Source organism: Roseivivax sp. (assembly GCF_054552075.1).
The window spans coordinates 60,787-85,819 of sequence record NZ_JBTOLZ010000007.1 but is presented as its reverse complement, the minus strand read 5'-3'; the positions used below and the strand labels follow the sequence as shown (position 1 = coordinate 85,819).

24 protein-coding genes and 1 tRNA gene are annotated in these 25,033 nt (G+C 69.1%); 9 read left to right on the top strand and 16 right to left on the bottom strand.

Annotated features, from left to right (window positions below; translation table 11 throughout):
- Nucleotides 1-121 precede the first annotated feature (121 nt).
- Nucleotides 122-628, top strand: coding sequence for a DUF1993 family protein (locus ACX938_RS07735; RefSeq protein ID WP_459430628.1), 507 nt, complete (start codon nucleotides 122-124; stop codon nucleotides 626-628).
- A 10-nt stretch (nucleotides 629-638) separates the two neighbouring features.
- Here the strand turns inward: ACX938_RS07735 and ACX938_RS07730 are convergent, their stop codons facing one another.
- Nucleotides 639-1,352, bottom strand: a complete 714-nt coding sequence (locus tag ACX938_RS07730; RefSeq protein ID WP_459430627.1) for a response regulator transcription factor — start codon at nucleotides 1,350-1,352, stop codon at nucleotides 639-641.
- A 148-nt stretch (nucleotides 1,353-1,500) separates the two neighbouring features.
- Here ACX938_RS07730 and mce point away from each other — a divergent pair, with 148 nt between their 5' ends.
- Both mce and ACX938_RS07720 read left to right on the top strand, forming a co-directional pair.
- Nucleotides 1,501-1,905 (top strand): methylmalonyl-CoA epimerase, encoded by a 405-nt coding sequence (gene mce / locus ACX938_RS07725; protein ID WP_459430626.1) that lies wholly within the window; start codon nucleotides 1,501-1,503, stop codon nucleotides 1,903-1,905.
- A 37-nt stretch (nucleotides 1,906-1,942) separates the two neighbouring features.
- Nucleotides 1,943-2,221: a DUF1467 family protein gene (locus tag ACX938_RS07720; RefSeq protein WP_459430625.1), complete on the top strand. Its 279-nt coding sequence runs from the start codon at nucleotides 1,943-1,945 to the stop codon at nucleotides 2,219-2,221.
- A 580-nt stretch (nucleotides 2,222-2,801) separates the two neighbouring features.
- Here ACX938_RS07720 and ACX938_RS07715 read toward each other — a convergent pair.
- The 4 genes from ACX938_RS07715 to ACX938_RS07700 all read right to left on the bottom strand — a co-directional run bounded on the left by ACX938_RS07715 (nucleotide 2,802) and on the right by ACX938_RS07700 (nucleotide 4,862).
- On the bottom strand, nucleotides 2,802-3,497 hold the full coding sequence (locus tag ACX938_RS07715) for an EI24 domain-containing protein (protein ID WP_459430624.1): 696 nt from the start codon (nucleotides 3,495-3,497) through the stop codon (nucleotides 2,802-2,804).
- A complete protein-coding gene (locus ACX938_RS07710) occupies nucleotides 3,494-4,072 on the bottom strand; it encodes a nitroreductase family protein (protein ID WP_459430623.1) in 579 nt (192 codons plus the stop codon). The genes ACX938_RS07715 and ACX938_RS07710 overlap by 4 nt, the downstream gene beginning before the upstream one ends.
- Before the next feature lie 124 nt (nucleotides 4,073-4,196).
- On the bottom strand, nucleotides 4,197-4,424 hold the full coding sequence (locus tag ACX938_RS07705; protein ID WP_232754290.1) for a hypothetical protein: 228 nt from the start codon (nucleotides 4,422-4,424) through the stop codon (nucleotides 4,197-4,199).
- Nucleotides 4,425-4,487: 63 nt separating this feature from the next.
- Nucleotides 4,488-4,862 carry a thiol-disulfide oxidoreductase DCC family protein gene (locus ACX938_RS07700; protein WP_459430622.1) on the bottom strand — a complete coding sequence of 125 codons (375 nt, stop codon included), beginning with the start codon at nucleotides 4,860-4,862 and terminating at the stop codon, nucleotides 4,488-4,490.
- 119 nt (nucleotides 4,863-4,981) lie between these two features.
- Between ACX938_RS07700 and ACX938_RS07695 the strand changes: the two genes are divergently transcribed.
- Nucleotides 4,982-5,707 carry a M48 family metallopeptidase gene (locus ACX938_RS07695; protein WP_232754292.1) on the top strand — a complete coding sequence of 242 codons (726 nt, stop codon included), beginning with the start codon at nucleotides 4,982-4,984 and terminating at the stop codon, nucleotides 5,705-5,707.
- 575 nt (nucleotides 5,708-6,282) lie between these two features.
- Here ACX938_RS07695 and ACX938_RS07690 read toward each other — a convergent pair.
- Entirely contained in the window at nucleotides 6,283-7,272 is a 990-nt protein-coding gene (locus tag ACX938_RS07690) for a complex I NDUFA9 subunit family protein (RefSeq protein ID WP_459430621.1), read from the bottom strand.
- 147 nt (nucleotides 7,273-7,419) lie between these two features.
- Between ACX938_RS07690 and ACX938_RS07685 the strand changes: the two genes are divergently transcribed.
- Nucleotides 7,420-7,505 (top strand) — tRNA-Leu (locus ACX938_RS07685).
- 92 nt (nucleotides 7,506-7,597) lie between these two features.
- Here ACX938_RS07685 and ACX938_RS07680 read toward each other — a convergent pair.
- Nucleotides 7,598-8,488, bottom strand: a complete 891-nt coding sequence (locus ACX938_RS07680) for a helix-turn-helix domain-containing protein (RefSeq protein ID WP_459430620.1) — start codon at nucleotides 8,486-8,488, stop codon at nucleotides 7,598-7,600.
- Between the two features lie 101 nt (nucleotides 8,489-8,589).
- Between ACX938_RS07680 and ACX938_RS07675 the strand changes: the two genes are divergently transcribed.
- Entirely contained in the window at nucleotides 8,590-9,942 is a 1,353-nt protein-coding gene (locus tag ACX938_RS07675) for an ABC transporter substrate-binding protein (protein WP_459430619.1), read from the top strand.
- Between the two features lie 98 nt (nucleotides 9,943-10,040).
- A complete protein-coding gene (locus tag ACX938_RS07670; protein WP_459430618.1) occupies nucleotides 10,041-12,125 on the top strand; it encodes an alpha-galactosidase in 2,085 nt (694 codons plus the stop codon).
- 16 nt (nucleotides 12,126-12,141) lie between these two features.
- Here the strand turns inward: ACX938_RS07670 and ACX938_RS07665 are convergent, their stop codons facing one another.
- From ACX938_RS07665 to ACX938_RS07650, 4 genes are read right to left on the bottom strand one after another with little or no spacing between them, the layout of a single operon-like run.
- Nucleotides 12,142-13,251 (bottom strand): glycoside hydrolase 5 family protein, encoded by a 1,110-nt coding sequence (locus tag ACX938_RS07665; RefSeq protein WP_459430617.1) that lies wholly within the window; start codon nucleotides 13,249-13,251, stop codon nucleotides 12,142-12,144.
- Nucleotides 13,252-13,310: 59 nt separating this feature from the next.
- A complete protein-coding gene (locus ACX938_RS07660; RefSeq protein ID WP_459430616.1) occupies nucleotides 13,311-14,594 on the bottom strand; it encodes an extracellular solute-binding protein in 1,284 nt (427 codons plus the stop codon).
- Nucleotides 14,595-14,634: 40 nt separating this feature from the next.
- Nucleotides 14,635-15,468: a carbohydrate ABC transporter permease gene (locus ACX938_RS07655; RefSeq protein WP_232754310.1), complete on the bottom strand. Its 834-nt coding sequence runs from the start codon at nucleotides 15,466-15,468 to the stop codon at nucleotides 14,635-14,637.
- On the bottom strand, nucleotides 15,465-16,562 hold the full coding sequence (locus tag ACX938_RS07650; protein ID WP_459430615.1) for a carbohydrate ABC transporter permease: 1,098 nt from the start codon (nucleotides 16,560-16,562) through the stop codon (nucleotides 15,465-15,467). Before ACX938_RS07650 ends, ACX938_RS07655 begins: the two co-directional genes overlap by 4 nt.
- A gap of 271 nt (nucleotides 16,563-16,833) precedes the next feature.
- Between ACX938_RS07650 and ACX938_RS07645 the strand changes: the two genes are divergently transcribed.
- Complete coding sequence (locus tag ACX938_RS07645; protein ID WP_459430614.1) at nucleotides 16,834-17,865, top strand: LacI family DNA-binding transcriptional regulator; 1,032 nt, start codon at nucleotides 16,834-16,836, stop codon at nucleotides 17,863-17,865.
- A 340-nt stretch (nucleotides 17,866-18,205) separates the two neighbouring features.
- On the opposite strand, the gene ACX938_RS07640 is transcribed toward ACX938_RS07645, so the two are convergent.
- Nucleotides 18,206-19,855 carry a GAF domain-containing sensor histidine kinase gene (locus ACX938_RS07640; RefSeq protein WP_459430613.1) on the bottom strand — a complete coding sequence of 550 codons (1,650 nt, stop codon included), beginning with the start codon at nucleotides 19,853-19,855 and terminating at the stop codon, nucleotides 18,206-18,208.
- A gap of 532 nt (nucleotides 19,856-20,387) precedes the next feature.
- On the opposite strand from ACX938_RS07640, the gene ACX938_RS07635 reads away from it, so the two are divergent.
- Entirely contained in the window at nucleotides 20,388-21,071 is a 684-nt protein-coding gene (locus tag ACX938_RS07635) for a winged helix-turn-helix domain-containing protein (RefSeq protein WP_459430612.1), read from the top strand.
- 76 nt (nucleotides 21,072-21,147) lie between these two features.
- Here ACX938_RS07635 and ACX938_RS07630 read toward each other — a convergent pair whose 3' ends face one another.
- The 4 genes from ACX938_RS07630 to ACX938_RS07615 are packed head-to-tail and all read right to left on the bottom strand — an operon-like array spanning nucleotide 21,148 to nucleotide 25,031.
- A complete protein-coding gene (locus ACX938_RS07630; RefSeq protein WP_232754315.1) occupies nucleotides 21,148-22,113 on the bottom strand; it encodes an ABC transporter ATP-binding protein in 966 nt (321 codons plus the stop codon).
- The gene (locus ACX938_RS07625) at nucleotides 22,110-23,096 is read right to left on the bottom strand and encodes an ABC transporter ATP-binding protein (RefSeq protein WP_459430611.1); all 987 of its coding nucleotides are present in this window, start codon (nucleotides 23,094-23,096) and stop codon (nucleotides 22,110-22,112) included. The genes ACX938_RS07630 and ACX938_RS07625 overlap by 4 nt, the downstream gene beginning before the upstream one ends.
- A 4-nt stretch (nucleotides 23,097-23,100) precedes the next feature.
- On the bottom strand, nucleotides 23,101-24,048 hold the full coding sequence (locus ACX938_RS07620; RefSeq protein ID WP_232754317.1) for an ABC transporter permease: 948 nt from the start codon (nucleotides 24,046-24,048) through the stop codon (nucleotides 23,101-23,103).
- A complete protein-coding gene (locus ACX938_RS07615) occupies nucleotides 24,048-25,031 on the bottom strand; it encodes an ABC transporter permease (protein WP_459430610.1) in 984 nt (327 codons plus the stop codon). Before ACX938_RS07615 ends, ACX938_RS07620 begins: the two co-directional genes overlap by 1 nt.
- Nucleotides 25,032-25,033: the final 2 nt, after the last annotated feature.

Below are 25,033 nucleotides of genomic sequence, written 5' to 3'. Positions count from 1 at the left end.
ACATGAACCCCCGGGTTCCGCACTCCACGAATAGGCCCGGGCCGGCTTGACGCCGGCCCTGCCGCGAGGCTTCGTCGGGGAGGCGTCCGAAGAGGGCGCCCGCCCCGAGGAAGGACCCGCCATGACCCCGCCGCTTTACGCCGCCTCCGTCCCGGTCTTCGGACATTACCTCGACCGCGCCGAGGCGCTGGTCGCCCAGGCCGAGACCGCGCCCGAGGCGCTGAAGGGCCAGCTTGCCCCCGACATGTTCACCGGCGCCCAGCAGTTCGCCACCGCGGCGGGCTTCGCGCTGCGCACCGCCTGCCCGCTGGCCGGGCGCGAGGTGCCCGAGACCCCGCACCTGGGCCTTGACGCCGAGGGGCTGCGGGCGCGCTTCGCCTTCGCCCGCGCGGGGCTCGCCGAACTGGACCCCGATGCCTTCGAGGGCGCCGAGGACCGCCGCATCAGCCATCGCGCGGGCTTTGCCGAGCTCGACCAGAGCGGCAGCGACTTCCTGCATCTCTTCGGGCTGCCGAACTTCTTCTTCCACCTCGGCATGGGCTTTGCCGTCTTGCGGCAGGCGGGGCTCGACATCGGGAAATCCGACTACGACGGGCTGCACGACTACCCGGCGGGCTTCCGGTTCTGAGCCCCGCGCCCTAGCCCGCCAGAGCCCGGTCGAGCCGGTCCTCCAGCAGGGCCCGCAGCCGCGTCAGCCCGGGGCCTAGGGGCGCGCCGCTGACGCCCGCGCCCGCCAGCACCTCGGCGGCCTCACCCAGCGCGTGGTCGCCCGCCGTCGCCGCCAGCCCCGCGACGAAGCGCGCCGCATAGTCGATGCGCGCGGCGTCGGGGTCTTCGGACAAGACGCTCAGCGCATGGGCCACGTCGTCGCGGAAGGCCTCGGGGTCGGGGCGGTCCAGCACCTGGGCGACATGCCGTGGGCCCAGCGGATGCTGCCCGCGCGGCAGATGCGCGAGGATCTCGGACTGGAAGACCGCAAGCCCCGGCACCGGCTTCGGCAGGAAGCCGTCGGCGCCCGCGGCGAGCGCCACGTCCTCGGTGAAGGGATCGCCGCTGGTCGCCAGAAGCACCGCCACCCGGGGGCTTGCCTGCGCCGCCTCGCGGATCAGCTCGAGCCCCGAGCCGTCGGGCAGGCCGATGTCCACGATCATGCCCGAGGGCCGGTAGACGCCGAGATGCCGCCGCGCCGCCGACAGCCGGTCCGCGCGCCTCAGCCGCGCGCCGCTTTGCAGCGCGAAAAGGCGCAGCGCCTCGCAGGCGTAGCGGCTGTCCTCGACCACCAGGAGCGTCAGGCCCAGCAGCGGGCGCGCCGGGGTCGGGCGCAGGGTCGGGGTGAGCGGGTTCATCTGCATGCCTTGGGGCCTCCTGATCCGGGCGAAACTGCCGCGTCCCAGCTTGCGGGCGGATGGCTAACGAGCGGTTAACGGTCGCACCGCCTTGCGCGCCGGGCCGGGCGCGGGCCATATGGCGGCACGCAATGCCCAGAAGGAGCTTGGCCAGATGATCGGCAGATTGAACCATGTCGCGATTGCCGTGCCCGACCTCGAGGCCGCCTCGGCGCAGTATCGCGGCGCGCTCGGCGCCACCGTCGGCGCGCCCCAGGACGAACCCGACCATGGCGTGACCGTGGTCTTCATCGAGCTGCCGAACACCAAGATCGAGCTTCTCTACCCCCTGGGCGAGGAAAGCCCGATCCAGGGCTTTCTCGACAAGAACCCCGCGGGCGGCATCCATCACATCTGCTACGAGGTCGAGGACATCCTGGCCGCCCGTGACAAGCTCAAGGGCGAGGGCGCGCGGGTCCTGGGCTCGGGCGAGCCGAAGATCGGCGCCCATGGCAAGCCGGTGCTGTTCCTGCACCCCAAGGATTTCAACGGCTGCCTGATCGAGCTGGAAGAGGTCTGAGGCCCGCCCGCGCGGCCCGGCCCCGATAGGAGGCGACATGAGCATTACCTCGGCCATCGTGCTTTACGCGGTGATCTGGTTCCTCACCTTCCTGGTGGTGATCCCGATCCGGCTCGAGACCCAGGGCGACCTCGGCAAGGTGGTGCCCGGCACCCATGCGGGCAGCCCGGAGAATCACCATCTAAAGAAAAAGGCCTGGATCACCTCGGGGGTGTCCGCGGTGATCTGGCTGGTACTCTTCGTGGTGATCACCTCGGGGTGGCTGACGATCGAGGACATCGACCTGTTCGGCCGGATGGCGCCGGCGGTGGAGTGAGTTTGGGGGGGGGGTCGGCTTAGGTGATCCGGCAGGTGGCTCCAGAGCTCTGCGGAACTCTAGCTTTCAAGCCTCAAACCGCCCAAGCAACCCCAGCCGCTGAAACAGCAGCCGACCGCCCTTTCTTGCGCCCGAATAGCACCGAAGGTGCCGGGCGCGCGCCGGACCGGCCCCTTGGGCCGGCGCTCCTTGGAGTGGCGCGCGTAGCATGCCCCTAGCCCTGACCTTGCCGGGATAAAGCGCCTCGCTCTGAGGTCGGCAGCGCCGGCCCCCGGTCCGGCGCGCGCCCTCTGTTGGGGCGTGTTGAGAGGGCGGAGGGGGCGTCGGGATGGGGTGGTGACATTGGGCGTGGCTGGAGAGGATGCGCTGTGTCGCGTCAGGGACAGGGACAGGGACAGGGACAGGGTCGGTGGCGTGGCGCCGGGAAGCCATGGGCTGCGTCCGCGACGAAAAAGGGCGGGTTACGCTCCTCAAGATGCGTCATGTCCCGCAGGTCGTGCTCCAGCGCCCCCCCCCCCAGAAGCCAGCACACCCGGCCAGCCCGAGGTGCACCTTCAGTCTTGCCCCACTAGGCCGCTCCTCACCCCCGCGCGCCGGTCAGCGCGTGATACAAATGCGTGAAGGTCGCCGCCCCCAGGATCGGCACAAGCAAGTTCACCAAGGGCACCGAGAGCGGCACCGCCATCAGCACGCCGGCGAGCCAGATCACCGGCAGGTGGCGGCGGCGCAGCTCGGCGGCGCCCTGGCGGCCGACCCGGCGCATGGCGGCCACGGTGAAATATTCCCGCCCGAGCAGGAAACCGTTCAGCCCCCAGAAGATCACCGGCGCGAGCGGGGCGAACATCAGGTAGAGGACCAGCGCCAGCACGTTGGCGGCGATCAGCACGCCCAGGAAGGTCATTGTGTCGCGCAGCGCCTCGGAGAAGGGGATGCGGCCGGCGGGCGGCAGGCCGGGGTAATGCCGCGCCTCCACGGCCTCGGCCACGTCCTCGAGGAAGATCCCGGTCATCGCCGAGGCCACCGGCACCATCAGGAAGACCGACAGCACCAGCATCAGCACAAGCGACCCCCAGCTCGCCAGGTCGTCGACCCAGGTGATCTCGCCCAGGAGCGGCAGGCTCACGCTTTCGGGCACCATCCAGCCGACCAGCGTGGCGAACCCCGCGTAGAAGAGCGCAAGCAACCCCAGCGCGAGGCCCAGCCCCAGCAGCAGCACGCGGCGGAAGCGCGGGTCGCCGAGCTGGCCCAGCGCGCGGGTAAAGGCGGTGAGAATCACGCCTCGGCCCATTCGACGATGGCCTCGAGGTCCGGGCGCGGGCGCTCGGGCGGGGCCGAGGTCTCGGTGCCGATGTGCAGGAAGCCCGCGAGGCGTTCCTCGGGCGCGAGGCCCAGGCCCTCGGCCAGGAAGGCGCGGTCATGCGCGGCCCAGCCGGTCAGCCAGTTCGCCCCCCAGCCCGAGGCCAGCGCGGCGTTGAGAAGCGCCAGGCACACCCCGCCCACCGCGTAGGTCTGCTCGAGCGCCGGCACCTTGGGCGAGGGTTTGGGGCTTTCCACCACCGCCACGCAGAGCGGCGAATTGGCGAACTGCGCGCGGCCCTTCTCGACCTGGTCGTCCTCGAGGCCCGCGGCGCGGCCGCGCGTGACCGCCAGCGCCGCCAGCCGGTCGAGCGCGGCGCGCTCCAGCACCACGAAGCGCCAGGGTTCGAGCTTGCCGTGATCGGGGCTGCGCGAGGCGGCGGTCAGGATCGGCAGAAGCGCCGCGCGGTCGGGCGCGGGGCCGGTGAGCGTCTTGGCCGGGCGCGAGCGGCGGCTCAGCAGGAACTCCATCGCGGCGGGATTGGCGTCGGGCATGGTGACCTCTCGGACTGTGCTGGGCGATATGTCTGCGCAGGGGCCGGCAATATCAACCGCGGATCGCGGTCCGGGCCCGTGATCCGCACCAGCGATGCGCCCCGCAGACGCCCCCGGCGCGCGGTCAATCGCGCCGGTAGACCCCCTCGGGCAGGTCCAGCGCGGCGGCGAGGTCGCGCATCTGGCTGATCGAGAGGGTGATCTTCATCATCCTGTCGGTCCGCGCGTCGAATTGTTCGATGGTGATGCATTCCTCGAAGGAATGAACGACGACATCCTCCATCAGCGGGGCTTTGCCTTCGTCGACGAGGGTCACGACGGTCGCGTCGAAATCGTGCTCTATGCTGAACATGCCCCGAGCCTAGCCCGGCCCGGGCGCCCGGGGAACCGCCTTTTCGCGCAGTTTCCGCCCGCCTCAGCCGCGCCGCACCGCGGTGCCGCGCGCAACCCGCCGGCGGTGCAGGGCAAACAGCGCCGGTGCGGCGACATGGTCGTAGAGCAGCTCCGCCGCGCGATGCACCCCCGGCAGCCGCACCAGCCGCGCGAGCCAGCGGAAGCCGGGCATGCGTTCCCAGACCAGGGCGAAGGCGTCGACCCCGTCGTGCACCCGCCCGTCCGCCTCGACGTGGAAGCGCCGGGCGGCGTCGCGGCGGGTCAGCCCATAGGCCGAGAGGTCGCCCTCGGAGAGCCCGCGGAAGCCGATCTCCAGCCCGTGGCGCGCGGCGATCCGCTTGTAGCCCTGCACTTCGCGGGCGCAGATCGGGCAGGTATCGTTGTAGATGACGGTCAAAGTCCCATCCATGGCGGCAGAGATAGGCGTCGGCGCGCTGCCGCCAAGTCGCGGATTCGTGGGTTCCCCATCAATATGAGCGAAGATATGCCTAGGGTATCGGCTCAATGAGAGGTGTCATGCTGCGTCTCGTCCCGCTTCTGCTCGTGATCCTGTCGGCCTGCGCGCCGCTGCCCCAGACCGGTCCGGCCATGCCGCCTTCGGGCGTCTTGACGCCGGTCGGCAGCGATGGCTCGCGCAGCCGCGCCGAGCGCGCCGCCAATACCTTCATCGAGGTGGTGGAGACGGTGGAGCCCGTGGCCGAGAGCGAATGCCGCCGCGTGGCGCCCCGGGCGAACTGCAATTTCATCATCGTGGTGGACGACCGGCCCGGGCAGCAGCCCAACGCCTACCAGACGCTGGACCAGGCGGGCCGGCCGATCCTGGCCTTCAACCTCGCGCTGATCGCCTCGGTCGAGAATGCCGACGAGCTGGCCTTCGTGATGGGGCACGAGGCGGCGCATCACGTCCTCGGCCATCTCGAGCGGACGCAGCAGAATGCCACGGTGGGGGCACTGATCTTCTCCAACCTGGCGGCGGCCTCGGGGGCGAGCCCGGATTACATCCGCGAGGCCGAGCAGCTTGGCGCCCAGGTCGGCGCGCGGCGCTATTCCAAGGATTTCGAGCTCGAGGCCGACCAGCTCGGGACGATCATCACCGGCAAGGCGGGCTACAACCCGGTGCGCGGGGCGGAGTTCTTCCTGCGCATCCCCGATCCCGGCAACCGGTTCCTCGGGACGCATCCGCCGAATGCCTCGCGGATCGACATCGTGCGGCGCACCGCGGCGCAGATGGGGGCGATCTGAGGGGGGATTTGGCCGAGGGTTTTCGGGCGGTTGAGTGGCTGTGCGGACGGTCGTCGCCTGTTGACTGCCGTCCCGCGCGACCAGCTGTTGGCTGAAAGCGCTTTCCTACCCGCCCCGCCCCCTCTCACCCCGCGCAACAGAGGGCGCGCACCGGACCGGGGGCCGGCGCTGCTGACGACTGAGCAAGGCGCTTTATACCAACAAGGTCAGGACTAGCGGTGATCTTTGCGCTTCGCCCACAAGAGCGCCGGCCCAAGGGGCCGGTCCGGCGCGCGCCCGGCACCTTCGGTGCTATTCGGGCGCAAGGGGGCGCTGATGTGGGGAAGGGTAGCGCGGGCTGTTGGAGGAGCATGGGCTCGAAAGCGATGGTGTTCATCAAGGGCCTGCGTGGGGTACAGCGAGGCATTCTCCAGGAATGCCTCACGTCATAGCGACGTTGGACTGCATTTGCCCGAATACCGGCCACAAGTCTTCGGGCTTTGCGCACCGCAATTCGCGCCCCACCAGCCGGGCACCTTACCGTGCTCCCAGCACCAAAGGACAGCCTCGCGACCCGCCAGCGCCGGGCGCGCCCCTCACCGCCGCTTCAGCGATTCCGCCGACTTCTTGATGTCGAAATACTGCCCCGAGGGCCGGAAGCGCCAGAGGTAGTCCGGCAGCACGGCCTCCATCGAGGTCGGCTCGATGCCGAGATCGGCAAAGCCCTTGGCCTCCTCGGAGACCACGTTGTCGGTCCGCAGGTTCGCCACCTGGTCGCGGGTGATCTGCGCCGGGATCACGCCCAGCGTCAGCTTGGTCACCAGCTCGGACAGGGCCCCGATCACATGCGCCGCGAAGAAGGGAATGTTCAGCACCAGCCGCCGCCGCGCGATGACCTCGAGCATGTAGTCCATCAGCTCGCGGAAGGTGTTCACGTCGGGCCCGCCCAGCTCGTAGGTGCCCGGCGCGACCTCGCCCTTGACCGCCTTGAAGGCGGCATGGGCCACGTCGTCGACATAGACCGGCTGGAACCGGGTGCCCGCGCCGACCACCGGCAGGACCGGGCCGTAGCGGGTCATCTGGGCGAAGCGATTGAAGAAGCCGTCCTCGTGCCCGAAGATGATCGAAGGCCGCAGGATCACCGCGCCGGGATAGGCTTCGAGGATCGCCGCCTCGCCCGCCGCCTTGGTGCGCGCGTATTTCGACCGCGAGCCCGAGTCCGCCCCGATCGCCGAGACATGCACCAGGGCACCCACGCCCTCGGCGGCGGCCATGCGCGCGATGCGCTCGGCGCCCTCGGTCTGCACCGCCTGGAAGCTGTTCTTGCCGCTCTCGGCCAAGACGCCCACGCAGTTCACCACCGCATCGGCGCCGGTAGTCACATTGCGCACCGAATCATCGTCGCGGATGTTGCAGAAGACCGGCTCGACCTGGCCCACCACGCCATAGGTCCGCACGAAGATCGCGTCGTTGGGATGGCGGCAGGCAACCCGCACCCGCCAGCCGTCCTGCGCCATGCGGCGCGCGACGTAGCGGCCCAGGAAGCCGGAGCCGCCGAAGATCGTGACGAGCTTGGATTTGGGCATCGAATTTCTCTCCAGGCGCTGTCGTTGCGACGTTCCTAACCCTGCCCGGCCCGCGCGGCAAGGGAGGCCGGGCGGTGAGGACAGGAAGTCTCGGAATCGGCGTTGACACTGCCCGCCACCACGTCTAAACGGCCCCTCACGCAACCTGCCCAGGTGGCGGAATGGTAGACGCGCCAGCTTCAGGTGCTGGTGTCCGTATGGACGTGGAGGTTCGAGTCCTCTCCTGGGCACCATTTGCGGCTTTCCCCGCAAATGGTTGAGAAAACTGGCTCCGCCGGGCCTCTCCCGCCAAAAATTTCCGCATGTCCGGCCGCTCCCCGGCCGCTCAGATCCGCCCTTGCCGCGCCGCTTTGCGGACCGCGCCGGGCGACATGCCGTAGTGCCGCGTCACCCCCTCGTAGAAGCTCGAGAGCGAGCGGTAGCCGGCGTCCATCGCCACCGAGGAAATCTTCAGGTCGGTCTCCGACAGAAGCACCCAGGCGTGTGACAGCCGCGTGCGGTCGATGTGCTGCTTGATCGAGCGCTGGGTGACGCGCCGGAAAAGCGCGCCGGCGTGGCTGGGCGAGAGATCGGTGCAGCCGGTCACATCGCTCACCGATAGGTCCCCGGCAAAATGCTCCGAGATATGGTGCAACATCCGCTCCACCTGGCCCAGCGCGCGGGCGGAGCGGTCCTCCTGACGGCTGCGGGGGGCCGGGGCGCGCAGCACCTCCCAGCCCTCGAGCGCGAACCGCGCCAGCCGCGCGTCGATCTCGGCCAGGTGCAGCCGCCGCCAGCGCGGATCGCTCTGGCCCTGTTCGCGCAAGAGCCGGTCGAGCCAGGCGCCGTCCTCGGACGCGCCCGGCCGGGCGCTCAGCACCGCGCCCCGGAACAGCGCATCCAGGAAGGCCCCGCCCGGCCCGCTTTGCAGCATGTGCCCGAGCGGCAGGTAGATGTTGGTGATCGTCCCGCGGCCCGCGACCTCGGTCACCCGGTGCGGCGCGATGGCCCAGAAAAGCGTCAGCCGCCGCTCGGGCAGGGTCACCTCCTCGCCCGAGAAGGCATAGGTCATCGACACGCCGTCGAGGTAGTTCACCTCGATCGAGGCATGGTGGTGATAGGGTTCGCGAAAGCGCCTCGGGCGGTGGCGCTCGATCAGGAAGCCGCTGTCGGGCGACAGCGAGGGCTCGATCCGGCCCTCGCGGGCGGTGACGGGCGGCGCGTCCTCCTGGGGCATGGCATCTCTCCAGCGATTCCCGGAAGACTATCGTCATTTCCCGGAAGAACGAAGGGGTGGGGCCGCGTTACCTCAAGCCCAGCAACCGGGAGGATTGACTGATGCACAAGCTGATCGCGACAACCGCGCTGACCTGCGCCCTTGCGGGCCCCGCCACGGCGCAAGAGCTGCCCTTCGCGCCCGGCGCCGAGGACCGTTTCAGCTGGGACAGCTTCTCCAGCTTTTCCGAGGCGCATGACCTCGCGGGCGAAAGCCTCGAGATCCTCGGGCCCTGGACCGGCAATGACGCGGCGCTGATCTCTTCGGTGGTCGCCTATTTCGCCGAGGCGACCGGCGCCGACGCGCGCTACTCCGGCACCGGCAACTTCGAGCAATCGGTGGTGGTGAGCCTCAACGCCGGCACCCCACCGGGTGTCGCGGCGGTGGCCCAGCCGGGGCTCGCCCGCGACCTCGCAGCCAAGGGGCTGCTGACGCCGCTGGGCCAGGACACCGCCGACTGGGTGCGGCAGAACTATTCCGCCGGCGAAAGCTGGGTCGACCTGGCCAGCTTCGCGGGCCCCGAGGGCGACGACGGCCTCTACGGGCTGTTCTACAAGGTCGATGTGAAGTCGCTGGTCTGGTATTCGCCCCGCGCCTTCGACGAGATGGGCTACGACGTGCCCGAGAGCCTCGAGGAGCTGAAGGCGCTGACCGAGGAGATCGCCGAGGAGGGCGGCACCCCCTGGTGCATCGGCCTGGGATCGAGCGACGCCACCGGCTGGCCCGCGACCGACTGGGTCGAGGACCTGATGCTGCGCCTCCACCCGCCGCAGGACTATGACGCCTGGGTCGCCAACGAGATGCCCTTCGACGACCCCAAGGTGCTGGACGCGATCGAGGAATACGGCTGGTTCGCCCGCACCGAGGGTTTCGTCGCGGGCGGCGCCCAGGCGGCGGCCACCACCGACTTCCGCGACAGCCCGGCGGGCCTCTTCTCGGTGCCGAACGAGTGCTACATGCACAAGCAGGCGACCTTCATCCCGACCTTCTTCCCCGAGGGCGTCGAGATGGGCGAGGACGTGGATTTCTTCTACTTCCCCGCCTCGGAAGAGCGTGACCTCGGCCGCCCGGTCCTGGGCGCGGGCACGATGTTCGTCATCACCGAGGACAGCCCCGCCGCGCGCGCCTTCATCGAGTTCCTGAAGACGCCGATCGCCCATGAGGTCTGGATGGCGCAGTCGGGCTTCCTCACGCCCTTCACCGAGGCGAACCCCGACGCCTATGCCAGCGACATGCTGCGCGAACAGGGGCGCATCCTGACCGATGCCACCACCTTCCGCTTCGACGCCTCGGACCTGATGCCGGGCGAGATCGGCACCTCGGCCTTCTGGTCGGCGATGATCGACTACACCGTCGGCGCCAGCGCCGAAGAGGCGGCGGGACGCGTTCAGGAACGCTGGGACGGGCTGCGCTAAGGCGCGCGCCAGAGGCCCCGGCACCGCCCGGCCCTGCCCCGCCTCCCGGGCGGGGCCGGGGTTTTTCCATCCCCCCACAAGACAGAAGGAGCCCCGCGATGACCGGCCCCTGGCGTATCGACGACGCGACGCAAACCCTGGTTCTGGCCGCGACCGGCACGGAGTTGCCCGGCGTGATCTACTGGGGCGACCCGCTGCCCCCCGAGGAGGACCTGGCCGAACTGGCGCGGGCCAGCCTCTCGGACATCGGCGGCGGGATGCTTGACGCGCTGCCCGAGCTGACGATCTGCCCGACCCATGGCGCGGGCTTTCCGGGCCAGCCGGGGCTGAGCCTCGCGGATGCGGATGGCGCGCCGCTGCTGCCCCGGCTGACCCTCGAGACGGTGGACTGCGACGGCAGAAGCGCGCGGGTACGCGGGCGCGACGCGGCGCTGGGGCTGAGCTACGAGGCGCGGATCGAGACCACGCCTTCCAACGTGCTGAAGCTCTCGGCGCGGCTGACCTCCGAGGCGCCGGTGCGTCTGCAGTGGCTCTCCGCGCCGGTCCTCGCCGCGCCGCAGTCGAGCGCCGAGGTCCTGACCGTGACCGGGCGCTGGCTCTCGGAGTTCCAGCTCGACCGGCAGCCCTGGCGGCAGGGCGCGATCCTGCAGGAGGCGCTGAACGGCCGTTCCGGGCACGAGCATTTCCCCGGCGCCTACCTGCTGGAAGCCGGGGCCGCCAACACCCGCGGCGCGGTGCAGGCGCTGCATTACGGCTGGTCGGGCGGGCACCGATTCCTCGCCGAGGAACTGTCGGACGGGCGGCGGCAGGTGCAGTTCGGCCATGCCGCGGGCTCCGAACGCGCCCCCGGCACCAGCTTCGAGACCGCGACGCTTTACGCCGCGCATGGCAACGCGGGGCTGAACTCGGCGGCGGTGCGGCTCCAGGCCTATCTGCGCGACGAGCATGTCGCCTGGCGCGAGCCCGCGCGGCCGCGCCCGGTGCACTACAACTGCTGGGAGGCGGTCTATTTCGACCATGACCTCGAGGTGTTGTCAGACATCGCCGAACGCGCCGCGCGCATCGGGGCGGAGCGCTTCGTGCTGGACGACGGCTGGTTCGGCGCGCGCGACGACGACACCACCTCGCTCGGCGACTGGCAGGTCGATGCGCGGAAATGGCCCGAGGGCCTGGGCCCGCTGATCGACCGGGTGGAGGCCCTGGGCATGCGCTTCGGGCTCTGGGTCGAGCCCGAGATGGTGAACCCGCAAAGCGCGCTCTTCCGCGCCCATCCCGACTGGATCCTCGGGCCCGCCGACCAGACGCTGGGGCGGGCGCAATACGTGCTCGACATGAGCCGCGCGGAGGTGCGCGACCACCTGTTCGAGGCCCTCGACGCGGTCTTCTCGGCGCATCGGATCGACTACGTGAAATGGGATCACAACCGGGTGCTGCCCGTCGCCGATGCCGCCCAGACGCGCGGGGTCTACGCGCTTTTCGACCGGCTGCGCGCGGCCCATCCGGGCATCGAGTTCGAGACCTGCGCTTCGGGCGGGGGGCGGATCGACTACGGCATCCTGTCCCGGACCGAGCGGGTCTGGCTCTCGGATTCGAACGACGCGCTGGAGCGGCTGCGCATCCAGCACGATGCGGCGCTCTTCCTGCCCGCGGCGGTGACCGGCGCGCATGTGGGCGCGCGCGACAGCCATTCCAGCGGCCGCAGCCTGCCCATGGGTTATCGCGCCGGAGTGGCCGCGAGCCGCCACATGGGCTTCGAGATGGACCTGCGCGATCTGACCGAGGCGGAGGAGGCGGTGCTGACCCGGCTCACCGCCTGGTGGAAAGCCGCGCGCGGCTGGCTCTTCGGCGCGGCGCTGCACCGGCTCGACAGCGACGACCCGGCGATGACCGGCGAGCTGCAAGTCAGTGCCGACGGCAGCCGCTTCGCGCTCTTCGCGGGCCAGTCACAGACCAGCCGGCAGAGCCTGCCGCGCCCGCTGCGGCTGACCGGGCTCGACCCCGCGGCGCGCTACGAGCTGCAACTGGCGAACCCCGAGGATGCGCCGCCGCAGAGCCGCGGGCCGAACCGCCTGAAGACGGGCCCGATCCAGGCCTCGGGGCGCTGGCTCATGGCGCAGGGGCTGACCCTGCCCCTGGCCTGGCCGGCCACCATGTGGATCGTCGAGGGCCGCCGTCTGGACTGAGCGGCGCGGGGTACCCCTACCCCGCAGCCGCCCCGCCCTGCGCTCCGCCGGGAGGCGCGGCGCGCAGCCGTTTGATCGTGGCGATCTCCTCGGGGTCGTAGGGCCGCCCGTCGCGGTGCAGGAGATCGTGAAACCAGATGTCGCGCCGGGGGTCGCCGCCATGCGCGGCGACCAGGTCGGCGGGCCAGGGCAGATGGGTCTGGGTGCGCCCGCGCACCAGCCCCCACTGGAAGCAGCCGACGTCCCGCGCGCGGAAGAGCGGCAGCTGGTCGGGGATCGTGCTGCCCACCGCCCGGGCCATCCATTCGGTGCAGAGCATCGGCCGGTCGCGCGCGGCAAGGTGGTCGATGAAGCCCGCCACGGCCTCGCTGTGCCAATAGGCGTGGAAGGTCACAATGTCGGAGAGATCGAGCGCCCTTCGGTCGGCCTCGGTCTGATAGGGGGCCGCGTCCTCGCCCGGAAGCGGCGTGCTCCAGGCCGCGGCGGTGAGCGGCGCTTCGGGCGCCTCGGCGCGGGCCCAGGCAAAGGCCATCTCCATCAGCGCAATCGCCGCGGGCTCGAGGTCGCGGGAATACTGCGCGAAACCCTCGGCGGTGAATTCCATGCGGTTGCCGGGCTCGTTGTAGATGTCCCAGAACAGCACCCGCGGATCGTCGCGGAAGGCGCCCACCACGCCGCGCACGTAGGATTCGAGCGCGGCCCGGTCGGTGCCCGCGACCACCACATCGCGGCCCGGCGAGGCCACGGCCCGGCTGTTGTGCACACCCGGCAGCGGGTCCGGCTGCGGGCCCCAGTGGGGCTCCTGCCCGCCGAAGCCGCAGTCGTCGAAGAGGCAGGGCGCGACGCGCATCCCCTGCCGCGCGGCCTGGTCCATGACCCAGTCGAGCCGCTGGATCAGCCCCTCGGGGTCATGGCGCCAAGCCAGGCTGTGCAGGTTCACCCGCAGCGCGTTCAGCCCCGCCTCGGCGGCCCAGCCCAGCTCGCGCGCGATGGTGATGCGGTCGAAGCTCTCGGGGTGCCACATCTCGAGGAAGTTGACCGCCGTCGAGGGCAGGAAATTGGCGCCGCAGACCCAGCCGCGGCGCTGCCACCAATCCTGCGCCCGGCTCGGGCTCCAAACCTGCATCTGTCGTCTCCGGAATATCAGGGGCCCCGCCGCCTTTCCGGGCGGCGGGGCACGGGGTCTCAGCGGTCGAGCAGGTCCTGGACCTCGATCTCGGCATCGGCCAGCGCGTCGCCCACCGGCTTGCCGGTCAGCCAGATCGCCTGGAACTCGCGGTTCAGCACGTCCTGGATCGCGCCATACCGCTCCGACGGCGGGGTGTCGGTGGCGATGGCGGCGGTGCCGGCGTATTCGCCGCGATGCGGCAGCTCGGCGTATTCGGCGCTGTCCACCACCGAGTTGCGCACGGCCATATGCCCGGTGCGCGCCCAGTCGATGTTGTGGTCGTTGATGAAGGCCAGGACCTTCAGCGCGGCCTGATAGGTCTCGGCGTCATTGGCCTTGAGCGGCGCCGGGATCGCCCACATGTGGCTGTCCGCCCAAGTCGCCCCTTCCGAGAAGAGCGTCGGGAAATCCGCGACATAGTAGCTGTCGAGCCCGGTTTCCTCCTTGGCGGCCTCTGCGTCGTAGAAGTCCACGACCCAGGTGCCGTTGACCAGAACCGCGGCCTCGCCGTTCAGGAAGGATTGCTGGCTGTCGGCGTAGTTCAGCCGCGGATCGGCATGGCCCGCGTCGAACAGCTGGGTGACCGTCTCGACGGCGCGGCGGGCGGCCTCGGTGTCGAGGGTCGCGGTGCCGTCCTCGGTGAAGATGTTGTCGCCCTGCTGCCAGAGCAGCGCCAGCACCATGCGCACGCCGAGCGGGAACTGCGCGAAATCGGCGGCGAGGTAGCTCTTGCCGGTCGCCTCCTTCACCTGTTCGGCATGGGCGATGAGTTCCTCGGGCGAGGAGGGCAGCACCGGCTTGCCGTCCTCGACGAGGCCCGCCTCGGCCATGATGTCCATGTTCACGTGCCAGAGGTTGGCGTGAATATCCATCGGCACGCCGTAGATGCCGCCGTCATGCGTGACCGCGGCGCGCGCCGCCTCGCTCCAGTCGGCGGGGTCGATGCCCGCGGCCTCGAGGTCGCCCGAGAGCTCGGCCAGGGCGCCGATGCCCGCGAACTCGGGGATCCGGTGGCGGTGCATGACATGCACGTCCGGCGGGGTGCCGCCGGCATAGGCCGCCTTGATCTGGTCGTAGTAATTGCCCCAGTCGGTGGGCAGGGTCTCGATCGAGACGCCCTCGATCTCAGCCGAGGCGGCGTTGATGATCGACTGGATGATGCAGGCCTCGCCGACCGAGGCCTTGGTGTCGGTGCCCGCGTCCTCGCAGGCGCCGAAGAAGCGGCCGAGCGTGACCTCCTGGGCCGTGGCGCCGCCGGCCAGCGTGGCGGCGGCAAGCCCGCAGATGATGAGTTGTCTCATGGTGTCCTCCCTCTGAGATGGATGGGGCCCCTGCCCCGGGTCAGCCCTTGGTCCCGCCGGCGGTCATCGCCTGGACCACGTAGCGCTGGAAGATCAGGAACAGCACGACCACCGGCAGCGAGGCGATCACCCCCGAGGCCATGACCCGCCCCAGCCCCTCGGACTGGGCGAAGTTCGACTGGATCGAGGCGAGGCCGAGCGTGATGGTGAAATATTCGCGCTGCTGGGCGCTCACGAGCGGCCAGAGGTAGTCGTTCCAGGCATAGAGAAACGTCAGGATCGCCAGCGTCATCATCGCCGGGCGCGCCAGCGGCAGCATGACGTGCCAGAAGATCTGCAGCCAGCCGACCCCGTCGAGCCGCGCGGCCTCTTCGATGTCCTGCGGGATGGCGCGGAAGAACTGCATCATCAGGAAGACGCCGATCGGCACCGCCATGCGCGGCAGGATCAGCGCGTGGTAGCTGTTGTGCCAGCCGAAATCCGCGAACATCGTGTAAAGCGGGATGAAGACCGCCTGTTCCGGCACCATGAGCCCGATGAGGCAGATCGTGGCGATGGTCTTCTTGAAGGGAAACTCGAGCCGCGCCAGCGCGTAGCCCGCCGTGGTCGAGACCGCGAGCACGCCCAGCGTCATGCCGGTCGCCACGATCAGCGAGTTGAGAAACCACCAGGGCGTCTGCCCGAAGGCGAAAAGTGCGGCGTAATTCTCGGCGGTGAAGGGCCAGGGCACCAGCCCCAGCGCCGTCGAGGAGGTGGTCCGCGCCAGAACGTCGTTCGGCTGGAAGGACAGCGAGACCATCCAGAGCGTCGGCACCAGCCAGAGGAAGGCCGGGATCGCCAGCGCGATCACCAGCCAGGAGGTTCCGCGGGTCATTGGCTCTTCTCCCGTCCGACGATGAATTGGATGACCGAGAAGGCGCCCATGACCACGAAGAGGAAGACCGCCATGGCCGAGGCGCGGCCCAGGTCGCTGTCACGGAAGCCGGTCTGGTAGATGTAGCGGACCAGCACTTGCGTGCTGTCGTTGGGCCCGCCCTGGGTCATCAGGTGCGACTGGCCGAAGACCTGGAAGTGCAGGATGATCTGCAGGATCACCACCAGCGTGATGGTGCGCTTGAGGTTCGGCAAGGTGATGTGCCGGAAGGCCCGGACGCCGGTGCAATGGTCCAGCGCCGCGGCCTCGTAGAGGTCCTTCGAGATGTCCTGCAGCCCGGCGAGAAAGAGGATCAGCGCGATCCCGAGCGACCACCAGATGGTTGCGATCACGATGGCCGCCATGGCGAATTGCGCGTCGGTCAGCCAGTTGATCGGGGTGCCGCCGAAAAGCTCGGTGATATTGGCGATGAGCCCCTGGCGCGGCGAGAACATGATCTGCCAGATCAGCGTGACCACGGTCACCGAGAGCACCTGGCTCAGGAAGAAAAGCGTGCGCAGCGCCGCCATGGCGCGGCTCTCGCGGTTGAGCGCCGCGGCCAGCACCAGCGCCGAAAGCGTCACCCCCGGCACCGCCAGCCCGACGAAGACCAGCGTGTTGCCGACGGTCGGCCAGAAGCGGCGGTCGTACCAGCGGCCCTCCTCGCCCGGGTGCAGCCCGGCGATCAGCACCACGAGCGCCGCCACGACCCCCAGCGCCAGGGCCGTGGGCCGGCTCAGCCGTCCGGTCCAGCCGGCAAGCGCGGCACCGGCCAGTGCGGCCAGCCCGGCAAGCTGGATCAGCGGCGCGGCGAAGAGGCTCCACTCGATGTCCTTGCCCCACATCACCCGCTCGTAGTTGCGCAGACCCACGTATTCCTTGGCCGCCGGGTTGAAGGCGACCTCGAGCAGGTTCCAGTCGTGCAGGCTGATCCAGACGCCGCGGAAAAAGGGATAGATCAGGAAGAGCGCGTAGACCGCCAGGAAGGGCAGAAGCAGCGCATAGGCCGCCTGCGCCTGGCTCAGCGAACGTCCGATCTTGGGTCGCAGCGGCATCGGTCTCCTCCCCGTCCATGCGCCTTGTCGTCTGCCTCGGGGCTTGCGCGGCCTCTCCTCTGGCGCGCGCCCCGGGCTTTCGCGGTCATCGCCGCGCCGGACCCGCCGCAAAGGGCGGTCCGCGGGCTGATTCCGCTTGTGCTAATATTTTTAGCAATATTTATTAGCGATGCGCAAGACATTCCTGCGCCGGGGCTCCGGCACCGGTGTTTCGCGCGCGGGGGCGCCGGTGTATGGCGTGTGACGGGAGCAACAGGCGGGGAGCCCAGGCATGGCCGCGGAGGAGACAGGCAAATCCCAGCGCGTCACCATGAAGGATGTCGCGCGCCAGGCCGGCGTGTCGCAGTCCACGGTCTCTTTCGTGCTGAACGGGCAAGAGGACATGCGCATCAGCGGCGAGACCCGGCGCCGGGTGCTCGAGGCGGTGAAGGCGCTTGGCTACCGCCCGCGCGGCGCGGGCCGGCCGCCGCGCCAGCTGGGTCTCAGGGTGATCGGGGTGATGTTCGACCAGATCGCCACCAGCCCCTTCGCTGCCATCTCGGTCGACGGCATCCAGGAGGAGGCCTGGCAAGGCGGCGTGATGACCGAGGTCGTGATGACCGGCGGCGACCCCGATTACGAGGCCGCGGTACTGCGCAAATGGCAGCAGGACGGGGTGCTCGGGGTGATCTACGGCGCGATTCTGACCCGCGAGGCGCAGCCGCCGCCGGGGCTGGCCCAGCACCGCGCGGTGCTGCTGAACTGCCACGACCCCGAGGCGCGCTTTCCCTCGGTGGTGCCCGCCGAGCGGCGCGGCAGCGAGGCAGCGGTCCGCGCGCTGATCGCGGCGGGCCATGCGCGCATCGCCTATATCTCGGGCGAGCCCTGGATGGAGGCTTCCGAACAGCGGCTCGAGGGCTACGAGCGCGCCCTGCGCGCCGCGGGCCGCGCCGTCGATCCGGCGCTGGTGAAGGAGGGCAACTTCCTGCCCAGCGGCGGGCGCAGCGCCACGCTGGAGCTGATGCGCGGCCCCCTGCGCCCCGATGCGATCTACTGCGCCAACGACCTGACCGCGCTGGGTTGCTACGAGGCGCTGAAGGAGCTGGGCGAGACCATCGGAGAGACCATCGCGGTCATGGGCTACGACGACCAGGAGGTCGCGCAGCACCTCTCGCCGCAGCTCTCCACGGTGCTGCTGCCGCACCGCGAGATGGGCCAGCTCTGCGTGAAGCGGCTGCTGGCGGCGGAGCTCGACGGCGAGCAGGTGCGGCTGGAATGCCCGCTGGTGCCGCGGGAGTCGCATGTGTTGCGGCGCGGGGGGTGAGGGGCTGGAAGGCTTGGGGTCGGGCGGTTGGCTGGAGTGTGAGGTTAGCGCCGGGCGATTTGCGGGAGGGCGAGTTTAGAGTCGAACGGTTCGCGAGAGAGCGGGGCTGGCGTGGGCAGGCTTGAGAGAGCGCAAGGTTAACGCCGGGCGGTTTGCCGGACGGCAGAGCTAGCGCCGGCAGGCTTGCGGAAGCTCAGACCTGATCCAGACGACCACGGCGCGGCTCGGCAAGCCGGGCTTGCACCCGGCTTTGAGACTCACGCCATTTTTCCAACCGGCAGGCCCGTCACTCGGCCCCCGGCCCCACACCACCCGGAAAAGCCCCCGCCCTGCCCCGACCTCACTCCGCCGAGACGCCCGGCAGGTCGATCACCTCGGCGCCGGGCGTCGCCTCGGCGGAGAGGTTGGGGAAGCGCACCACGAAGGTCGTGCCCGCGGATTTCGAGGTGTCGAAGGTGATCTCGCCCCGGTGCTGGTCGACGATGGCCTTCACCACGCTCATCCCCAGCCCGGTGCCGCCGCCGAAGCGGAAGCTTTCCTCGTCGCTGCGGGTGAAGCGGTCGTAAAGCACCGGCTGCAGCATCTCGGGGATGCCCGGGCCGTTGTCGCTGATCCAAAAGCCCGCGGGGTTGGTCACCAGTCCGACCTTGACCCGCCCGTGCTTGGGCGAGGCCTTGATCGCGTTCGAAAGCAGGTTCGTCACCACCTGCTGGACCCGCGAGATGTTCACGAAGACCTCCGCGCCGCCGCCCTCTGCGCCGACGAAATCGAGGCTCACGTCGTTGGTATCGGCAAAAAGCTGGATGCCCTGGATCGCCTGCTTCAGCACCACGGCCAGGTCGGCCTCTTCGAAGGGGGACTGCCCGTCCTCGGCCTGCAGCCGGCCCGAGGTCAGGATGTCCTCGATCAGGCTTTCGGTCCGGGTCATGCCGTTCTCGGCCATGGTGATCAGGTGCTGGCCCTCCTCGGGCAGCTTGTGGGCGTAGTTCCCCAGAAGCTGCAGCGCGCCAGAGACCACCGAGACCGGGGTCTTGATCTCGTGGCTGACCACCGAGATGGCGTGGTCGCGCTGCGCCTCGATGGCCTTGCGGCGCGTCAGGTCGCGGATCACCGCGAGATAGCCCAGCCGCCGCCCGTCCTGGGTGGTCAGCGGCGCGGCATGGGTCTCCCCGGTGAAGGCCTCGCCGTCGCGGCGGCGATAGGTCATCTCGTAGGGGTCGCCGACGCCGTTGGCGCCGGGATTGAAGCGGCGCTGGCCGGTGGAATCGTATTGGTCGAGATCAGCGTAAAGCACCGAGGTCTGCCGCCCCGCCAGCTCCTGCGTGCGGTAGCCGAAGGTCTTGCCGAAGGCCTCGTTCGTGAGCGTGATCCGGCGTTCGCGGTCGGCCACGATCAGGGCGTCTGGCATGGCCTGGATCACCGCCTTCAGAAGCGCCGAAGTGTCGAGCAGCTCCTGCTTTTCGACCTCGAGCTGCCATTCCTTCGACAGCCACTTGCCGAAGAAGCGCACCAGCTCGACCTCCTTGATCGAGAAGGGGCGCTGGCGGGCGGCGGGGTCCGAGAAGTTCAGCGTGCCGATGGCCTGGCCGTGCACGATCAGCGGCGTGCCGATATAGGCTTCGAGCCCGAAGTCGAGATAGCAGGGATGTTCAGCGATCTCGGACTTGCCGGCGTGGTGGAAGCTGGTCACATCCTCGGCGGCCAGCGTGTGGCAGCAGTAGGTTCCGGAGACCTCGAAGATGGTGCCCGGCTCGGGGGGATCGAGCTCGAGGCCGGCGCTGTAGCGCACCTCGTAGCGACCGTCCTGCACGCGGCTGACGATGCCGAGCGACAGCCCCAGCGTGCTGCAGCCCAGCTCGAGAAGTTCCTGCGCCTTTTCGTCGATCGTGCGATCGGCGTCCGAGGCGAGGTAGTAGAGCCTGCGCAGGGAGGCGTCGATCGACGTGTCTGGCACGCCATTTTTCAGGATCTCTGTCAGGATCTCGGTCATCTTGCACTGCCTCGGATTATTGTTCTGTTTCCACAATTCTGCCGGATTCTTTGTATCGCGAGAAGGTAAAACAAAGCTCACGTCCGCGGCTGGCGCGCGGGATTTTCGGCATTTTCCCCGCAGAGGGTCGTGCCGCCCCGGTTCGCGGGCAGATCGCGGGGCGGGTGGGGAAAGGCGTTGAAAACGCCCGGAATTCCCCGACACCCCGGGTGGATACCCGGGATTTCGGGGAAATTCGCAGAAAAATCACTGGTTTTCCTCGCGCGCGGAGGCGCGGGAAAGGCGGGCGTTACTGCCCATGTCCTCTGGACAAATGGCCACAATACTGCTCAAAGTTTATCTACCTGTATACCGGGATATAGCCCGGCACTTTCGGGCGACAATGTGGCTTTTTCGCGACTATGGCAAGCTCTATCGCCTTTTTCTCGCGGGTTGGCCTAAACTATTAACGTGTATTTAGCACGTTTCGACACACGCTTGACTTGCAGCGTCCAGCTGTATACATGTTTTCGGCAGTTGATCTGGGAATCCCATGGCCACCACAGAGCTACGCACCTACGACGATACGCTCGATGTCGTGCTGACCAAGGTCCTGCTCGCACCCACCGACACGACAACCGTCCTGCATGAAACCGCCCTCGCCGAAGAGCTGGGCGTGTCGCGCACGCCGGTCCGCCAGGTGCTCCAGGAACTGGCCATCGCCGGGCTCGTGGAAACCCGGCCGGGCGTCGGAACGGTGATCTCGAGCCTCTACGACACCGACCGCGGCATGGCCTTCAAGGTCTACGCCGAGATCGCCACCGCCGCCGCCAATTGCTGCGTCGGCGCCAAGGTCGACGACGGTGCCAAGATCGAGATGGTCGGCCAGTCGCTGGTCGCCCAGAACACCACCGAACATTCGATGGACCTCTACGCCCGCTACGCGATCAGCATCTGCCGCTCCATGGCCTCGATCCTGCCCGACGACGTGCTGGCCCATGCGCTGACCGTGGCGCATTGGCGGGTGATCCGCTGGCGGGTGGCGGACTACGCCGCCGACCCCGACGGCTGCTGGCGCGCGCTGCAGGAGAACCTGCAGAAGGTCGTGGTAGCGATGATGCGCAACAACGCCTCCGAGACGATGCGCGTGGCCGCGGGCATCACCTCCCAGCTCGCCGAAGGCGCGCAGGAGGACTTCCCCCGCGCGGTCCCCAGCGAGGCGCAGCGGATGGGCTGAGGCCCCAGGCCGGGGTCTCCCCCGGCCGCAGACCTAACCCCCCGTCGAAGACACGCCCAAGACCGCCCGCCCGGCCCTATTCGGCCAGGTGGCAGGCGACCCGCGTCTCGCCCAGGCGGCGCAGCTCGGGGCGTTCCTTGCGGCAGCGGTCCACCGCGATCGGGCAGCGCGGGTGATAGGGGCAGCCCGGCGGCGGGTTGATCGCATCCGGGATCTCGCCCTTCGGCGGTTCGACCTCGCGCCCGAAGGCATCCATGCGCGGCGCGGCGTCGAAGAGCATCTGCGTATAGGGATGCTTGGGATCGTCGAAGAGCCGGTCGCGCGGCGCTTCCTCGACCAGCCCGCCGAGGTAGAGCACGCCGATCTTGTCGGCCATGTGGTGCACCACCGTCAGGTCGTGGCTGATGAAGAGATAGGTCAGCCCCAGCTCCTCGCGCAGGTCGGACATCAGGTTCAGCACCTGGCTCTGCACCGAGACGTCCAGCGCCGAGGTCGGTTCGTCGCAGACGATGATCCGCGGGCCCGCCGCCAGCGCCCGCGCGATGCAGATCCGCTGCCGCTGGCCGCCCGAGAACTCGTGCGGATATTTGCCCGCATCCGCCCCCGAGAGGCCCACCTGTTCGAGCAACCGCTCGGCCAGCCCGTCGGTCTTGCCGCCGCGCACGGCGACCGGCTCGGCGATGATGTCCCGCACCGTCCAGCGCGGGTTCAGCGAGGCATAGGGATCCTGGAAGATCATCTGGATCTCCGAGCGGATCGACTCGATCTTCTCGGCATCGGTCTCGGTCGCGAGATCGACGCCGTCGACCTCGACGTGGCCCTCGGAGGGCGGCACCAGGCCCACGATGATCTTGCCGATGGTCGACTTGCCCGAGCCGGATTCGCCCACCAGCGCATAGACGGAGTTTTCCTCGATCTCGAAGCTGACCTCGGAGACGGCGGTCAGAAGCGCCCGGGGGCTGCGCTCGATCACCCGGTTCAGCCAGGGTTTCGAGACATCGAAGATACGGGTGAGGTCCGAGACTTTGACGATCGCGCTCATGCAGTGGCCTTGGTCTTGTCGGTCAGGGGGAACCAGCAGGCCGCGCGCCCGTCGCAGGCCGAGAGGCTCGGCGGCGGGTCCTGGCGGCAGGCGGCTTCGGCCCGGTCGCAGCGCGGATGGAAGGCGCAGCCCGCGGGCAGGTTGTCGAGGCGCGGCATGGCGCCGGGGATCTGGCGCAGCCGCTTCTGGCCGCGGCTGGCCAGCGGCGTCGAGGCCATGAGCCCCGCGGTATAGGGGTGCCGGGCGTTGGTGATGACCTCGCGCACCGGGCCGAGCTCGGCCAGGCGGCCGGCATACATCACCGCCACGCGGTCGGCGGCCTCGGCGATCACGCCCATGTCGTGGGTGACCAGCATGACCGCCACGCCCTTTTCGCGGCAGAGCCGCTTCAGGAGCGCCACGATCTGCGCCTGCACCGAGACGTCGAGCGCGGTGGTCGGCTCGTCGGCGATCACCAGGTCGGGCTCGGCACAGAGCGCCAGCGCGATCACCACGCGCTGCCGCATGCCGCCCGAGAACTCGTGCGGGTAAGAGCCGATGCGCTGCGAGGCCGCCGGGATGCCGACCTCGTCGAGCGCCGCGATGGCGCGGCGGCGGGCCTCGGACTGGCCCACGTTAAGGTGCTCGGTGATGGTCTCGGTCAGCTGCTCGCCCACCGTCAGAAGCGGGTTCAGCGAGGTCAGAGGATCCTGGAAGATCATCCCCATCTTGCGCCCGCGCAGCTTGCGCAGCCGCTCGCCCTTGAGCTGGTGCACGGGCTCGCCGCCCAGGAGCACCTCGCCCGAGACGATGCGCGCGGGGCGGTCCAGAAGGCCGATCACCGCGTTGCCGGTCATCGACTTGCCGGCGCCGGATTCGCCCACCACGCCGAGGATCTCCCCGGCGTGGATGTCGTAGCTCACCTGGTTCACCGGCCGCAGGACTCCACGGCGCGTTGGAATTTCCACGACCAGGTCGCGGACGGACAGAACGGGTGTGCTCATCGCCTCACCTCAGTTTCGGATTGAGCGCATCGCGCAGCCAGTCGCCCAGAAGGTTGATCGACAGGGCCAGCGCCAGCAGGGTCACGGCGGGGAAGAACAGGATCCACCATTCGCCGGAGAACATGAACTCCTGGCCGATGCGGATCAGCGTGCCGAGCGAGGGTTTCGTCGGCGGCGCGCCCACGCCCAGGAAGGACAGCGTCGCCTCGGCGATGATCGCCAGCGCGAGGCTGATGGTCGCGATGACCAGCACCGGGTTCAGCACGTTGGGCAGGATGTGCCGCAGCATGATCGAGAAGGGCGAGCGCCCGATGAGCCGCGCCGCCTGGACGTATTCGCGGTTCTTCTCGACCAGCGTGGCGCCGCGCACCACGCGGGCGAACTGCACCCAGTCCGACAGGCCGATCGCCAGGATCAGCACCCAGATCGCCATCTGGTCGCGGTATTCCGGCGGGGTGATGCCCTTGGCGATGCCGAAGATCAGCATCGCCACGAGGATCGCCGGGAAGGTCAGCTGGATGTCGGCGATGCGCATGATCACCGTCTCGGTCCAGCCGCCGAGGTAGCCCGCGAGCAGCCCCAGCAGAACCCCGATCACCATGGCCAGCATCACCGCGGCGAAGCCCACGAAAAGCGAGATCCGCATCCCGTAGAGGATCGTCGAGAAGACGTCGCGGCCCTGGTCGTCGGTGCCGAGCAGGAAGTAATCCTGGGTGAACTGGTTCGGCTGCCCCGGCGGGGTGAAGCCGTTCATCAGGTTCAGCGTGGCGGGATCGAAGGGATTGTGCGGCGCCACCAGCGGCGCGAAGACGGCCGCGAGGATCAGGATCGACACCACCACCGCCGAGACCACCGCGACGGGGGTATGGCGGAAGGAATAGGCCAGATCGCTGTCCCAGGCGCGGGCCAGCCGTCCCGGCCGCACCTTGGCTTCGGTCTGCACTTCGGACATCAGTGACCTCCTGCGGTCCGGTCGACCCTGAGACGCGGGTCGATGGCGAAATAGAGCATGTCGACGATCAGGTTGATGCCGACGAACATCACCGAGATCAGCATCAGGTAAGCGGCCATCACGGGGATATCGACGAACTGGATGGCGTTGATGAACAACAGCCCCACCCCCGGCCACTGGAAGACCGTCTCGGTGATAATCGCGAAGGCGATGATCGAGCCGAGCTGCAGGCCGGTGATGGTGATCACCGGCACCAGCGTGTTCTTCAGCGCGTGGCGGAAGTTGATCGCGCGTTCCTTGATGCCCCGGGCCCGGGCGAAGCGCACGTAGTCCATGCGCAAGACCTCGAGCATCTCGGTGCGCACCAGCCGCATGATCAGCGTCATCTGGTAGAGCCCCAGCGTGATCGCCGGCAGGATCAGTGCCTTCAGCCCGCTTTCGGTCAGGAAACCGGTGGACCAGCCGCCGATCCAGGTGACCTCGCCGCGCCCGAACGAGGGCAGCCAGCCAAGTTCCACCGAGAAGACGTAGATCAGCAGGATGCCGATCAGGAACGTCGGGAGTGATACCCCCACCAGTGACAGTGTCATGATGACATTGGCCGCGGTGCCCCGCCTTCGGATCGCGGTGAAGATCCCGAGCCCGATGCCCCCCACAAGCGCGAGGATGCCCGAGACGGTGGCGAGTTCCAGGGTGGCGGGCAGCCGCTCTATGAGGATCTCCGAGACCGGACGCCCCTGGCGGTAGCTCAGCCCGAAGTTGCCCTGCACCGCCTGTTCGAGGAAGCGGTAATATTGCACCGGGAAGGGCTGATCGAGCCCCAGCTCGGTGCGCAGGCGTTCAACGTCGGACTGGGTGCGTTCCTGCCCCAGCATGTTGTCGATCGGGTCGCCCACGAAGCGGAACATCGAGAAGGCCACCAGGCCCACGACGAACAGCACGAGGATCGATTGGGCGACCCGGCGGATGATATAGGCGAGCATGA

Coding starts and splice junctions, on each gene's coding strand:
- ACX938_RS07735 (WP_459430628.1), top strand. CDS start 122: ATGACCCCGCCGCTTTACGCCGCCTCCGTCCCGGTCTTCGGACATTAC.
- ACX938_RS07730 (WP_459430627.1), bottom strand. CDS start 1,352: ATGCAGATGAACCCGCTCACCCCGACCCTGCGCCCGACCCCGGCGCGC.
- mce (WP_459430626.1), top strand. CDS start 1,501: ATGATCGGCAGATTGAACCATGTCGCGATTGCCGTGCCCGACCTCGAG.
- ACX938_RS07720 (WP_459430625.1), top strand. CDS start 1,943: ATGAGCATTACCTCGGCCATCGTGCTTTACGCGGTGATCTGGTTCCTC.
- ACX938_RS07710 (WP_459430623.1), bottom strand. CDS start 4,072: ATGCCCGACGCCAATCCCGCCGCGATGGAGTTCCTGCTGAGCCGCCGC.
- ACX938_RS07705 (WP_232754290.1), bottom strand. CDS start 4,424: ATGTTCAGCATAGAGCACGATTTCGACGCGACCGTCGTGACCCTCGTC.
- ACX938_RS07695 (WP_232754292.1), top strand. CDS start 4,982: ATGCTGCGTCTCGTCCCGCTTCTGCTCGTGATCCTGTCGGCCTGCGCG.
- ACX938_RS07690 (WP_459430621.1), bottom strand. CDS start 7,272: ATGCCCAAATCCAAGCTCGTCACGATCTTCGGCGGCTCCGGCTTCCTG.
- ACX938_RS07680 (WP_459430620.1), bottom strand. CDS start 8,488: ATGCCCCAGGAGGACGCGCCGCCCGTCACCGCCCGCGAGGGCCGGATC.
- ACX938_RS07675 (WP_459430619.1), top strand. CDS start 8,590: ATGCACAAGCTGATCGCGACAACCGCGCTGACCTGCGCCCTTGCGGGC.
- ACX938_RS07670 (WP_459430618.1), top strand. CDS start 10,041: ATGACCGGCCCCTGGCGTATCGACGACGCGACGCAAACCCTGGTTCTG.
- ACX938_RS07665 (WP_459430617.1), bottom strand. CDS start 13,251: ATGCAGGTTTGGAGCCCGAGCCGGGCGCAGGATTGGTGGCAGCGCCGC.
- ACX938_RS07660 (WP_459430616.1), bottom strand. CDS start 14,594: ATGAGACAACTCATCATCTGCGGGCTTGCCGCCGCCACGCTGGCCGGC.
- ACX938_RS07655 (WP_232754310.1), bottom strand. CDS start 15,468: ATGACCCGCGGAACCTCCTGGCTGGTGATCGCGCTGGCGATCCCGGCC.
- ACX938_RS07650 (WP_459430615.1), bottom strand. CDS start 16,562: ATGCCGCTGCGACCCAAGATCGGACGTTCGCTGAGCCAGGCGCAGGCG.
- ACX938_RS07645 (WP_459430614.1), top strand. CDS start 16,834: ATGGCCGCGGAGGAGACAGGCAAATCCCAGCGCGTCACCATGAAGGAT.
- ACX938_RS07640 (WP_459430613.1), bottom strand. CDS start 19,855: ATGACCGAGATCCTGACAGAGATCCTGAAAAATGGCGTGCCAGACACG.
- ACX938_RS07635 (WP_459430612.1), top strand. CDS start 20,388: ATGGCCACCACAGAGCTACGCACCTACGACGATACGCTCGATGTCGTG.
- ACX938_RS07630 (WP_232754315.1), bottom strand. CDS start 22,113: ATGAGCGCGATCGTCAAAGTCTCGGACCTCACCCGTATCTTCGATGTC.
- ACX938_RS07625 (WP_459430611.1), bottom strand. CDS start 23,096: ATGAGCACACCCGTTCTGTCCGTCCGCGACCTGGTCGTGGAAATTCCA.
- ACX938_RS07620 (WP_232754317.1), bottom strand. CDS start 24,048: ATGTCCGAAGTGCAGACCGAAGCCAAGGTGCGGCCGGGACGGCTGGCC.
- ACX938_RS07615 (WP_459430610.1), bottom strand. CDS start 25,031: ATGCTCGCCTATATCATCCGCCGGGTCGCCCAATCGATCCTCGTGCTG.